Origin of the sequence: Candidatus Marinarcus aquaticus, assembly GCF_004116335.1 — a bacterium.
Taxonomy (GTDB): domain Bacteria; phylum Campylobacterota; class Campylobacteria; order Campylobacterales; family Arcobacteraceae; genus Marinarcus; species Marinarcus aquaticus.
Genome location: NZ_PDKN01000001.1, coordinates 251,328 through 264,829 on the forward strand (window position 1 = coordinate 251,328; position 13,502 = coordinate 264,829).

The 13,502-nt window shown below is 35.0% G+C and carries 11 protein-coding genes; 10 read left to right on the forward strand and 1 reads right to left on the reverse strand.

The window, feature by feature from the left end:
• The 6 genes from rfaE1 to CRV04_RS01255 are packed head-to-tail and all read left to right on the forward strand — an operon-like array spanning position 1 to position 5,884.
• Positions 1–1,419, forward strand: coding sequence for a D-glycero-beta-D-manno-heptose-7-phosphate kinase (gene rfaE1 / locus CRV04_RS01230; RefSeq protein ID WP_128994798.1), 1,419 nt, complete (start codon positions 1–3; stop codon positions 1,417–1,419).
• Positions 1,419–1,991: a D-sedoheptulose 7-phosphate isomerase gene (gene gmhA, locus CRV04_RS01235; protein WP_128994799.1), complete on the forward strand. Its 573-nt coding sequence runs from the start codon at positions 1,419–1,421 to the stop codon at positions 1,989–1,991. The genes rfaE1 and gmhA overlap by 1 nt, the downstream gene beginning before the upstream one ends.
• Entirely contained in the window at positions 1,991–2,542 is a 552-nt protein-coding gene (locus CRV04_RS01240) for an adenine phosphoribosyltransferase (protein ID WP_128994800.1), read from the forward strand. The genes gmhA and CRV04_RS01240 overlap by 1 nt, the downstream gene beginning before the upstream one ends.
• An 11-nt stretch (positions 2,543–2,553) precedes the next feature.
• Positions 2,554–3,771 carry a tryptophan synthase subunit beta gene (gene trpB / locus CRV04_RS01245; protein WP_128994801.1) on the forward strand — a complete coding sequence of 406 codons (1,218 nt, stop codon included), beginning with the start codon at positions 2,554–2,556 and terminating at the stop codon, positions 3,769–3,771.
• 9 nt (positions 3,772–3,780) lie between these two features.
• Complete coding sequence (locus CRV04_RS01250) at positions 3,781–4,479, forward strand: DedA family protein (protein WP_128994802.1); 699 nt, start codon at positions 3,781–3,783, stop codon at positions 4,477–4,479.
• Positions 4,460–5,884 carry a leucyl aminopeptidase gene (locus CRV04_RS01255; protein ID WP_128994803.1) on the forward strand — a complete coding sequence of 475 codons (1,425 nt, stop codon included), beginning with the start codon at positions 4,460–4,462 and terminating at the stop codon, positions 5,882–5,884. Before CRV04_RS01250 ends, CRV04_RS01255 begins: the two co-directional genes overlap by 20 nt.
• A 28-nt stretch (positions 5,885–5,912) precedes the next feature.
• Here the strand turns inward: CRV04_RS01255 and CRV04_RS01260 are convergent, their stop codons facing one another.
• Positions 5,913–7,151, reverse strand: coding sequence for a response regulator (locus CRV04_RS01260; RefSeq protein ID WP_128994804.1), 1,239 nt, complete (start codon positions 7,149–7,151; stop codon positions 5,913–5,915).
• A gap of 121 nt (positions 7,152–7,272) precedes the next feature.
• Here CRV04_RS01260 and CRV04_RS01265 point away from each other — a divergent pair, with 121 nt between their 5' ends.
• The 4 genes from CRV04_RS01265 (at position 7,273) to CRV04_RS01280 (ending at position 13,476) form a co-directional block, all read left to right on the forward strand.
• Positions 7,273–8,778 carry a response regulator gene (locus tag CRV04_RS01265; RefSeq protein ID WP_128994805.1) on the forward strand — a complete coding sequence of 502 codons (1,506 nt, stop codon included), beginning with the start codon at positions 7,273–7,275 and terminating at the stop codon, positions 8,776–8,778.
• 91 nt (positions 8,779–8,869) lie between these two features.
• Positions 8,870–9,973, forward strand: coding sequence for a redox-regulated ATPase YchF (gene ychF / locus CRV04_RS01270; RefSeq protein ID WP_128994806.1), 1,104 nt, complete (start codon positions 8,870–8,872; stop codon positions 9,971–9,973).
• Positions 9,966–10,799: an HDOD domain-containing protein gene (locus CRV04_RS01275; RefSeq protein ID WP_128994807.1), complete on the forward strand. Its 834-nt coding sequence runs from the start codon at positions 9,966–9,968 to the stop codon at positions 10,797–10,799. The genes ychF and CRV04_RS01275 overlap by 8 nt, the downstream gene beginning before the upstream one ends.
• A gap of 124 nt (positions 10,800–10,923) precedes the next feature.
• Entirely contained in the window at positions 10,924–13,476 is a 2,553-nt protein-coding gene (locus CRV04_RS01280) for a chemotaxis protein CheW (protein ID WP_164969090.1), read from the forward strand.
• The last annotated feature ends 26 nt before the right edge of the window (positions 13,477–13,502 follow it).

A 13,502-nucleotide genomic window follows, 5' to 3' on the forward strand; every position in this document is an offset into this window, starting at 1 on the left:
ATGACAAATAAAGTGCCTAATATTTTAGTTATTGGTGATTTGATGATAGATCACTATTTGTGGGGAAATTGTGAACGTATTTCACCAGAAGCACCTGTACAAGTTGTGGATGTACAAAAAGAGACCACGGTGTTAGGTGGGGCTGGAAATGTGATTAATAACTTAGTCAGTCTGGGTGCCAATGTATGTGTGTACAGTGTAATTGGTCATGATGAAGTTGCAAAAGAGTTACGCACAAAGCTCGATGAAGTCGGTGCAAAGTCTCTTTTAATAGAAGAACCCAATCGACGCACCTCAAAAAAGAGTCGTATTATTGCCTCTCACTCACAAGTGGTACGGTTTGACAATGAGAGTAAAAATGACATTGCTCCAAGTTCACAAGCACTTCTTTTAAAAGAGTTAGAAGAGAATATTATCTCATTTGATATTGTATTGCTTTCAGATTATGGTAAAGGGGTGCTCACTAATGACTTAACCAAAGCCGTGATTAATTGTGCCAACAGACACGATAAAAAAGTGTTGGTTGACCCAAAAGGCAATGACTACAGTAAATATTTTGGCGCGTATTTTTTAACACCCAATAAAAAAGAGGCACAAGAGGCAACCAATATCACCATTAATGATGAACACTCTTTAAAAGATGCATTAGTCAAACTTCAAAAAGTAGCCAACTTAGGTGTATCAGTTATTACTTTAAGTGAAGATGGAATTGCCGTACTTAAAGAGGGTGAAGTTACGATTAAACCAACGGTTGCGCGAGAAGTGTATGATGTTACAGGTGCAGGTGATACGGTGTTGGCTTCTTTAGGATATGCCTTGTGTTTAAATAAAGATATTTATGACGCATTAGAGTTTGCAAACTTGGCTGCGGGAGTGGTGGTTGGGAAACTGGGAAGTGCAACCGTTTCATTGGATGAAATAGAGGAGTACAAATCAAGTTTGCATAAAAGCTCAATTGAACTGCACATTAAAACATTTGATGAAATAGAAAGACTCTCTTTGCGATTAAAAGCACAAAATAAGAAAGTGGTGTTTACCAATGGGTGTTTTGATATTTTACACAAAGGGCATGTGAGTTATCTCAATGTGGCAAAAAGTTTTGGAGATGTTTTAATCTTAGGATTAAACTCTGATGCGAGTGTGAAACGACTTAAAGGTGAAAGTCGACCTATTAACTGCGAAGGTGACCGAGCCTATATCTTAAGTGCTTTAGAGTGTGTTGATTATGTGGTCATCTTTGATGAAGACACCCCTTATGAACTCATTGCAAAAATACAACCAGATGTGTTAGTTAAAGGTGCAGATTATGAAGGCAAAGAGGTTGTTGGAAGCGATATTGCAAAAGAAACAAAACTTGTCGAGTTTGTGGATGGAAGAAGCACCACCAATACGATTAATAAAATCAATGGAGTAAATTGATGAACAAAACGATACAAAATGAATTTGAATCACATTTAGAGACAATTAAAACGGTGATACAAACCATGCAAGAACCATTGCAACAAGCATCACAACTTATTGTGGATACTTTAAAAAACGGAAATAAAATTTTATTATGTGGTAATGGTGGCAGTGCAGCAGATGCACAACATATTGCGGCAGAACTGACAGGACGATATAAAAGTGAACGACGGGGACTTCCTGGTATTGCCCTTACTACAGACACCAGTGCATTAACGGCTATTGGAAACGATTATGGATATGACAGAGTATTTGATCGACAGCTTGAAGCACTGGCAGTTAAAGGGGATTTACTCATTGGTATCAGCACCAGTGGAAACAGTGGAAATGTAATCAATGCCTTGAAATTGGCCAAAGAGATAGGGTGTAAAACTGTCGGTTTAAGTGGTCGAGATGGTGGAGCAATGAATGAAGTGTGTGATGTAAACTTGGTCGTGCCATCAAATAATACACCAAGAATTCAAGAGATGCATATTTTGTTTGGGCATACCATTTGCCAAATTATTGATGACAGTTTTGAGGGAGAGTAATGAGCATTGTATTAAGTGAGAGTGAAAAAAAGATTATAATAGATTCAATCAGAGATATTAAAGATTTTCCAAAACCGGGTATTGTGTTTAAAGATATTACAACACTGTTGAACAATAAAGAAGCATTTGCTCTTTTAATGAATCATTTAGAAGAACGATACAGAAGTTATGATTTAGATTATGTTGCGGGGATTGATTCTCGTGGATTTATTTTTGGAGCAGCACTTGCAGACAGATTGGGCATTGGTTTTGTTCCTGTTAGAAAAAAAGGGAAACTTCCTGGTACAACCATTTGTGAAAAATATGAGTTAGAGTATGGTTTTGATGAGGTAGAAATCCACATCGATGCGTTTAATAACAACCATGAAGCCAGAGTGCTTTTAATTGATGATCTCATTGCAACAGGTGGAACAGCTGTGGCTGCGTCAAAACTTGTTTGTGACACCAAATCAAAACTGGTTGAAGTCTGCTTTTTATTGAACTTAGAGTTTTTAAAAGGGAAGCAACGTGTTGAAGAGGTTGCTCCTGTTTATTCAATTTTAGATATTTAAGGAATTTTTGAATGCAAAATACAAACCAATATTATGTTCCTAAGCCAAGTCAGTTTGATCCCAAAGAGGGTCATTTTGGTATATTTGGAGGGCGATATGTTCCAGAAACATTGATGCCAGCACTTTTAGAGTTAGAAAAAGAGTATGAGAAATATCGATTTGATACTGCCTTTTGGAAAGAGGTGGATGAACTTTTAAAAGATTATGTGGGACGAGAAAACCCTCTGTATTTTGCAAAAAATATCAGTGAAGAAGTCGGTGCAAAAGTCTATTTAAAACGAGAAGATTTAAACCACACAGGCGCACATAAAGTAAATAATACCATTGCACAAGCGATGTTGGCAAAGAAAATGGGAAAAACCAAAGTCATTGCTGAAACAGGGGCAGGGCAACATGGTGTTGCTACTGCAACCGTAGCAGCACTTTTGGGCTTAGAGTGTACGGTGTTTATGGGTGCTAAAGATGTACAACGGCAAGAGTTGAATGTGTTTAGAATGAAGCTTCTGGGTGCCAAAGTAGTACCCGTTGAAAATGGAAGTAAAACACTCAAAGATGCCATGAACGAAGCGATACGATATTGGGTGACCAATGCAAGAGACACGTTTTACATCATCGGTACAGTTGCAGGTCCTCATCCATACCCTATGATGGTTCGAGATTTTCAAGCCATTATTGGATGGGAAGCAAGGCGACAATTCTTAACCAAAGAGAACCAACTTCCAGATTATGTGGTTGCGTGTATTGGTGGTGGAAGCAATGCCATTGGTATGTTTTCTCACTTTTTAGAAGATAAAGAGGTGACCTGTGTGGGAATTGAAGCAGGTGGGTTAGGGTTAGATACCAATAAACATGGATGTTCACTTGAAAAAGGAACCCCTGGTGTGTTGCATGGTCAAATGAGTTATTTGCTGCAAGATGAAGATGGACAAGTATTAGAAGCACACAGTATGAGTGCAGGGTTGGATTATCCAGGTATTGGACCTGAACACAGTTTTCATAAAGATAACAAAAACGTCCAGTATGACTCTATTACTGACCAAGAAGCCTTGGATGCTTTTGTGTGGATGAGTCAAAAAGAGGGAATTATTCCCGCTTTTGAGAGTGCCCATGCGGTGGCATATTTAAAAAAAGTACAAGAAAAATTCAAAGGTAAATCGGTCATTATTTGTCTTTCGGGTCGCGGTGATAAAGACATGGTTCAAGCCAAAGATTTACTTAAGTTTGATTGAGGTTAAGATATGAAAACAAAATTGCAAAAGAATTCAGGAAAAATCTTAACCGTTGTTGTGAGTGTGTTCATCATTTTTTTAGCCTACAACTTGTACCATGCACCAGTAGAAGGTCTTGAAGAAAAATTCATCTATTTACTTAAAACCTATGGCTATATTATTTTATTTGCTTGGAGCATGCTTGAAGGTGAAATGGGTCTTATCATGGCAGGTCTGCTTTCACACACAGGTGATATGAATATCTATATTGCTGTTTTTGTAGCAGGTTTAGGTGGGTTTGCTGGAGATCAAGTCTATTTTTATATTGGACGATTCAACAAAGCGTATGTCTATAAAAATTTTAAAGGGCAACGACGAAAATTTGCTTTGGCGCATTTGCTGCTTCAAAAATATGGTTGGCCCATTATTTTTGTTCAACGATACATGTATGGAATGAGAACGGTGATTCCTATTTCAATCGGTTTGACACGATATTCGGGGAAAACCTTTGCTTTTATTAATTTGATCAGTGCATGGTGTTGGGCGGCTATTACTATTGTGCCTGCATGGTATTTTGGTGAACAAATTTTAGATGTATTGCATTGGATTAAAGAGCATTGGTATTTGGCTCTGCCATTTGCCATTCTCATTGGAGGAGGTATTTTATACTACTTCAATAAAGTAACAAAAAAAAAGGAGAATATTTATAATGAAACTAACACTTTTTGATAAAAACAGTAAACAAAATGAATATGATATAGAGATTATTTTGGTATTAAATAAAGATTTAGAAGCAAAAAATATAAAAGACAGAGCACTTTTAAAAAATTTAAACTTTAAAGGTGGTGATGAAGAAGCCGTATTTTTACCTGAATCGCAACGAATCTATGTTGGATGTGAAGAGAATTCATATGAATGTATTGCCATTGCGATTGCAACAGCAGTGAAAAAGTTCCAAACAACACAGTTTAAAACTGCATGCGTGGAACTGCTTGAAGATGAGTCTGAATCTTTAAAAGCATTGGTGGAAGGAGCCATTTTAGGAGCTTATACTTTTAAAAAGTATAAATCTAAAAAAGAGAAAGAAGTAAAACAAGAGCTTGTACTGCTCGCATCAAAAGATTTAAAGAAATTAAGTGACATCTTTAATGAGTCTGTGATTATTGCAGAATCAGTGAATAAAACGCGAGATTTTGTCAATACAACTCCTGATGATTTTTATCCTAAAATCATGGCCAAAGAAGCCAAAAAAATTGCCAAAGAGAATGATCTAGAGATTGAAGTGTATGGACAAAAATATCTTCAAAAAAATAAAATGAATGCCATGTACAGTGTAGGACGTGCTTCAAGACATGAATCTAAACTCATTCACTTAAGTTATAAACCAAACAATCCAAAGAAAAAAATTGTGCTCATAGGTAAAGGTTTAACGTATGACAGTGGTGGTCTTTCACTTAAACCAAGTGATTTTATGGTGACCATGAAGAGTGATAAATCAGGTGGTTGCGCCGTATTAGGAATGCTTAATGCCATTGCCAAACTGAAATTGCCAATTGAAGTTCATGGTATTGTGGGTGCCGTTGAAAACATGATTGGTGGTGATGCGTATAAACCAGATGATGTATTAAAAGCACGCAATGGCAAAACCATTGAGATAAGAAATACCGATGCAGAAGGCCGACTGGTACTTGCTGATTGTCTGTGTTATGCACAAGATACCATCAAAGATATTGATTATATTTTTGATTATGCCACACTTACAGGAGCAAGTGTGGTTGGCGTAGGTGAGTACACGACTTCAATCATGGGAAATAATTCTAAACTGAAATATAAAGCAGTCAGCAGTGCACTTCAAGCAGGTGAATATGCAACAAGTCTGCCCTTTAACCGATTTTTGCGAAAAGCGATTAAATCAGAAATTGCTGATGTGTGCAATGTTGCTAATACACGATATGGTGGAGCCATCACTGCGGGGCTTTTTTTAGATAATTTTGTTTATGATGAAAACAAAGAGAAGTGGCTACACTTTGATATTGCTGGGCCTGCATTTGTTGAAAAAGCGTGGGGGTATAACCCACATGGTGCAAGTGGTGCAGGTATTCGAATGACCATTGAATTGCTTAAAGCATTATAAGATTGAACGAAGGCATCGCCTTTGTTCCTTATTTTTTAAGATTTTTGTAATCCTCTTCTAATTGCAGTACTTCTTTTAAATCTTTGATTTTAAGTTCTCTTTGTTTACTGATATTTTCAAGTTTTAGAATTTCTTGTTTGAGCACTTGTTTCTCTTTTTTTAATGTCTCTTTTTCATAATAGAGTTTGTCCATCTTTTTTGTTTGTTCATGTCGAAAAACAATATGTTTTTGTATCTCTTCTTGTTTTTGTTTAAGTAAATTTTCATATTTCTCTACAAAGTTTTGCATCTGCTGTTCGTAGTGATGAAGTTGACGATCTTTTTCTAATGCACGCCGTTTTTCTGTTTCAAATTTTTGAGGATAAGATGCTGTAAACTGTTGAGCTTCAGTAAGCAGTTTTTCAAGCTTTTCTATATGTGTTTTATACTCATACTCTTTTTTATTGAAATCTTGAATATTTTGGATCACTTTCTTTTTAAAATCTCTGTTTTTGATGTTTTCTTGGGTGGTTAAAAAAGAGATACTGATATATTCATCCTCTTTTGCTGACTCTTGTATTTTAAAAATGGTGCTGTTTAAATAAAATATCACTTTGTTTTTATCTACAAATTTAGTGTTTCCTTTCCATGTCTCTCCTGCAATGAGTTTTTCCCAGGTTTCATCGATATATTTTTGAGGGATATTGGGATGGATAATGTCGTTAAAATTGAGTGTTTCAGCCTCTTCAGGAGTACATTTTATGATATCTAACATACTTTTATTCATATAGGTGATGTTTCCATTTGCATACATTTTATAAATGATGGCAACGTTATCCACAGCATCCAAATATTTTTGGACCTCTTCTTGTTTTTGTTTGAGTCGTATTTCATAATATTTATGTTCACAAATACTTAAGAGTTTTTCAAGTAAAAGTTTGGTGTTAATGGGTTTTAAAATATAGTAGTTTGCATTTTGATTAATCGCTTCAATGATATGTTCAGACTCTGTTTTTGCAGTCATAAAAACAAAGGGTAACAAAGGGTTGATTTGTCGAAGTCGTTTTAAAAACTCAATGCCATCCATAACGGGCATATTAATATCTGAAATAATGATATCGATTTTTGATGCATGTGTATTGTAAAGTTCAAGAGCCTCTTCTCCATCAGAAGCTTCGTAGACCTCTTTGAACATTTTTCGTAAAAACGAACACATAATTTCTCTATCATTAATGGAGTCTTCAACGACTAGAAGAGTTAACTCTTTTAAAAATGCAACACTGAACATAATAGCAGCCTTTCAATAATTTCTTTAGTATATCAGTCTTTTTTTAAATAAATACTTTGACACTATTAAGCAAAATATATTTCTTACATGTTATACTCATATAACAATAAAAGGGAACAGTATGCTTGATGCTAAATTAATTATAGTTGAAGATGAAGAGACATTACTCAACCGATTGATGACTATTTTAAAACGTGAAATAAAAGAGGTTGAAGGCTTCAGTTCACCTAAAGCACTCTTGCAAAGTGAATCATATAAAAATGCACATTTTATTTTAACCGATATTAATATGCCCGAAATAAGTGGTGTTGAACTGCTTAAGCAGGTTAAAAAAGCCAATCAAAGTATCATCTGTATTATTGCTTCTGCGTTCAGTGATCCTCAATATTTTCAAGAAGCGATTGAAACAAAAGTGGATAAGTTTTTAATTAAACCCATTAACACTGAAGAGTTAATTGCAGAACTTAAAGAACGATTTGCTTTAAAACAAGAGCAAGATGAAAACAAACAGTTACTCGAAGAGTATAAAGCCATTATTGATGATAATAACTGTGTTTATAAACTCAGTTTGGATGGAACCATTACGTATATCAATGAGAAGTTTTTAACACTTTGTGGTTATACAAAAGAGGAAGTTTTAGGGCAACCTTATACTATAATTGGATCCAAAGAGAATCAAAGTGCGTATGAAAGTATTTGGAAAAATCTGTTAGAAAAAAAGAGTTGGAGTGGGGTTATTGCCCATGAGAAAAAAGACGGGAGCACCTTTTATACTCAAACCAATATCTACCCACTGTGGGATTATCAAGGCAAAATCAAAGAGGTGATTTCAATCAAAACCGATATCACAAAAATACGACAAATGCAATCTGAATTGGACACCAAAGAGCGATTGTCCTTAATGCAATCAAAAATGGCAACAATGGGAGAGATGTTGGCCAATATTGCGCATCAATGGAGACAACCTTTAAACACCATAACCATGTGTTCTACAAGTATTCAAGTGAGCAATGAAATGAATATGTTGCAAATAGATGATGAGTTTACACATATGATTAACAGTATTAATGATGCCGCTGAGTATATGAATCAAACCATCACTGATTTTCAAAACTATTTTAAACCCAATAAAAACAAAACTTGTTTTTATGTGGAAAATGTCTTTGAAAAAGCGTATAAGCTTTTGAGTGTTCAGATGACATCCAACACAATTCGTTTGATTAAAAACATTGAAAAAGTCCAATTGTGTTCATATGAGAATGAATTGTTACAAGTATTGGTCAATATATTAAAAAATGCATTGGATCAACTGCACCATATTAACATGCAACGTTACATTTTTGTGGATGTGTTTCAAGATAAAGAAGGATGTGTGTTGATTAAAATAAAAGACAATGCAGGTGGAATAGATAATACCATTATTGAGAAGATTTTTGATGCCTATTTTACGACCAAAGAGGCGGATAAAGGTACCGGATTGGGACTTCATATGTCCAAAGATATTGTGCAAAAACATCTGCATGGAGAGCTCAATGTTAAAAACATAGAGTTTGTGTATGAACATGATGCTTGTAAAGGGGCAGAGTTTACGCTTAAACTGAAATCCATTGAAGAAGAAAGTCCTTAGTTTTAGCTCTTTTTAGGGCAAGTTTGAGTATAATATTGTCCAATAATAAAAAATTATTTTTTAATAAATCGACTTAAAATAAAGGAAATAGATGGGATTAGGAGTAGGAATAGTTGGGCTTCCAAATGTGGGGAAATCAACGACATTTAATGCATTAACAAAGGCACAAAATGCTGAGGCTCAAAACTATCCATTTTGTACAATAGAACCAAATAAAGCAGTAGTACCCGTACCTGATAAACGATTAACAGAATTAGCAAAGATTGTTAATCCCGATAAAATTCAACACTCAACCATTGATTTTGTTGATATTGCTGGACTTGTACGAGGGGCAAGTAAAGGGGAAGGTTTAGGAAACCAATTTTTATCAAATATTCGAGAGGTAGAAGTCATTCTTCATATGGTACGATGTTTTGATGATGGTAATATTACACACGTAGAAGGCGATGTAAATCCACTTCGTGATATTGAGATTATTGAAACAGAGTTAATTTATGCTGATATCACACAAGTTGAGAAAAAAATAGAGCGATTGAAAAAACAAGCCAAAGCCTCCAAAGAGGCAGCTTCACAACTTGTGGTCGCTGAGGCGTTAATGAAACACTTAGAAGATTTACAACCGGTTAAAAACTTTGAAGACATTGAAAATGAACACTTTTTAGCCTTGGATAAAGAGTTGAGATTTTTATCCAACAAAGATGTTATTTATGGGGCCAATGTAGATGAAGATTCATTGGCTGAAGGTGGAAATGAATATGTCAATACGCTTAAAGCTCATGCACAAAGTGTGAACGCCGATGTCATTGTTTTGTGCGCAAAGATTGAGGAGGAATTGGTTGGTCTTGAAGAGGATGAAGCCAAGGAGTTCCTAACCGATTTAGGTGTTGAAGAGTCTGGTTTAGAGCAAATCATACAAAAAGCCTTTGATAAGCTGGGACTTCAATCATACTTCACTGCAGGTAAAGTAGAAGTGCGTGCTTGGACAATTAAAAAAGGGACAAAAGCTCCTCAAGCAGCTGCTGTCATTCACAATGATTTTGAAAAAGGGTTTATTAAAGCCGAAGTAATCTCTTATGAAGATTTTGTTGCATTGGGTGGAGAAAACAAATGCAAAGAGGCTGGAAAATTACGATTAGAAGGGAAAGATTACGTCGTTCAAGATGGCGATGTAATGCATTTTAGATTCAATGTATGATAAAAGTGTAGAAGTGGACCAATCAATTATTGATAAAATTGATTCTTTACCCCCTTTACCTAAAACGGTGATTGAAATAGAAGAGTTTCGACAAAAAAAGAGCAAAGAGCTGGATGACTTACTTGATATTATTAATAAAGACGCGTTGCTTGTTGCGACATTGTTGAAAGTCTCAAACTCTGCTATTTTCTGTTTCAAAAGTAAAATAGAAACAGTTCGCAAAGCGGTTAATCTTTTAGGCATAGAGTTTACCATCTCTATTGCCATGAGCAGTGCATTGCAAAATATTTTAAAAACAAACCTCTTCCCCTATGGTATTCACAGTAATGATTTCATGCGAGCTTCAAATCTCTCTTCACGTTTGGCACAACTGTGGCTCAAAGGTGAAGTAAGAAATGAGCTGGTATTGCCTGCTTTTTTACAAGAGACAGGGATGTTTATTCTTGCGGAAATCATTGATGAAAGAGGGCAAACAAATGATTTTGTAAAAGCATTACAAACAGGCGATCGAACAGAAGTTGAACTTCAATATACGGGGTTGACTTCAACCAAACTCACTTCACTTATTTTCCAAAAATGGAAACTGTGTAGTTATATGTCACATGTAATTGCGTGTGTGGATGACATAGCGCACTGTAATGTGGCCTATTTAAAATATACACAAACTTTGCATGTACTTAAAACCATCTGTGAAGTTACGGATCCTTTAAGTGAAGAGAACATTGAAAAAGGATTAATCAAAGCATCTGAATTTAACTTGGATGTGGACGCCTTAAAAAAAGCCATTGTAAAACTGCAAGATGATCTTCTTGAAGAAGATGACTAAAAAATAATTTTCTAAAACTTCGTTAAAATAGACAATTTTGTATACTTTTTATACAAAAATGTCTTTTTTTGCTTTTACTTTAAATGTATAATTGTCTTATATATTTTAAAGGCAAACAATCATGATGAACAATACTATAAACTATAAAGGTGTTGAACTTAAAGGCAACAATGCCAAATATCTTAAATATATGGATATGGTGGATGAGTACAGGGAGGAGTTGGTTTCACTCTCAAAAAGTTGGGACAACTTAGCACTGCTGAGCCACTTTGGAAACAGCAGCACCAATATCAATGAGACTAAAAATAACTTTTCTAAACTCACATCAACGCTTCTGAATCACTTAAGTTCTGAAGTATTGGATAAAACCATTCGAGAGATGAAATTTAAAGCTCAAATTTCCATTGATATTTTGATTCGAAACCTGTTTGAACGAACCGCTGATATTGGATTTTTATCAACCGATCAAGACATTAAAAACTTTTTAGTACACAATACGAATAAATACACGCAAGAGTACGTACAAGAAGTTGAAAAGATTAAAAACAGATTCAAAGAGTATACACAAAAATACAGTGTCTATTATGATATCGTGTTGATGGATACACATGGTAATATTTTGGTGCAACTTGATGAGAACAGTGACGTTGAAAAATCAAAAGATGAGATCATTAACTATGCATTAAATTGTAATGAAGAGTATATTGAGACCTTTAAATATCATGATTTTATCCCAAAAAGAAAAAAGAGCTTGGTCTATACTCTGCCTGTAAAATCAGATGATGAAAGCAATAAACCCCTTGGAGTACTCTCACTTTGTTTTCGATTTCAAGATGAAATGAAAGCGATTTTTGATAATTTAAAGAGTGAACGAAATAAAGAGTGTCTGACCATTTTAGATAAAGAAGGGGTGGTGATTGCAAGCAGTGATCATTACCATATTGCACTAGGCACAAAGCTGACCTATAATATCACACAAGAGTATCAAATCGTTTCACACGGTGGAAGAGATTACTTAGCGCGATCGTGTAAAACCAATGGTTATCAAGGTTATTATGGGCAACAATGGTATGGACATATTATGGTGCCTATGGATTATGCCTTTTTAGAAGATGAAGACAATTTAAACATCAATGCACACACCCTTTTGGCAATTTTACAAGAAGGGGATGGTTTCAGTGATGAGTTAAAAGAGATTCCTTTAAATGCCAACAAAATTCAAGTCAATCTCAATCGTTTGGTATGGAATGGCAACATCACAAAAAATGCAAGTGATAATAACAATAAAAACTTTTCAAGAGCACTGTTAAATGAAATCAGTGCAACGGGTGAAAAGACAAAACAAATTTTTGATTTATCCATTGCCAATTTGACCAAAACCATCATTTTAAACAACACATCATTGGTGGCATCATTGATGGTGGACATCATGGACAGAAACCTATATGAAAGAGCGAATGATTGCAGATGGTGGGCATTGACAAGTGAGTTTAAAACCATTCTCTCTTCACATGAAGGGGATGATGCCTCAAATCAAATACGACTCTCTGAAGTATTACAATACATCAACAGTTTGTATACGGTGTATACCAATTTGTTTGTATATGATGCCAATGGGGTGATTATGGCGGTATCCAATGAGAGTGAAAAAGAGCTTATTGGAAAACAATTAGACACGGATGTAGTTGCAAAAACCATGCACATACAAGACTCCAATGACTATTTTGTTTCACCATTTAATCGAACCAAACTTTATAACAGTGAACATACTTATATCTATTATGCTGCTATTAAAGATGAACAAAAATGTGTGGGTGGAATCGGTGTGGTGTTTGATTCAAAAGTGGAGTTTCAAGCGATGCTTGAAGAGTCCATTCCTGGCTTTGAGAAAAGTAAAAACAGTGAAGTATTTGGTGTTTATGCCAATAAAGATAAATCCATTATTGCAACCAGTAATCCCAATTTGAAAGTAGGAGATGCTTTAAAACTCAGTGATACTTTTTTTAACTTAAGCAATGGACAAACCCACAGTGAAATCATCGTGTATGATAATAAATATTATGCCGTGGGAGTAAAGTGTTCTCAAGGATATCGAGAGTATAAAACCAGCGACAGTTATGAAAATGATGTTTATGCACTCTTTTTTTCATACATCAGTTCAGGAAACTTAAACATTGAAAAAAGACGAGAAGTCTTTACTGAAGCTCCAGCTTTAAACAATGATAACACTGCAGAGTTAGCCACATTTTTTATTGGTGGGAAATGGTTGGGTGTGTATATTGAAGACGTCATTGAAGCGGTGAGTGTGGACAAATTGGATATTACACTAACAATGGACAACACGCACCACTTTAAAGGAACGGTGATCTATAACAATAAAGCCGTTGCTGTTATTGATATTCGAAATTATATTGATGAACAACCCAAACAAGACTATGAAGAGATTGTCATTATTAAAGATTATGATAATGATGAGAGTTATATTGGTATTTTAGTTAATTCTTTAGGAGACATTCCTGAAGTGAATCAAAGCCGTATTAAAACGATTGACAATAAAATTTTAGGAAATTGTACACTTATTACAAGTATTGTTACACCTTTAGAGAATGTCTCGTATAACAAGCTTTTGTCACTGCTTGATGTGAAAAAACTCAAAGAGCATTTGGTCGAGGAGTAGTCAAGACAAGAGAGGCCTTGTCTTGA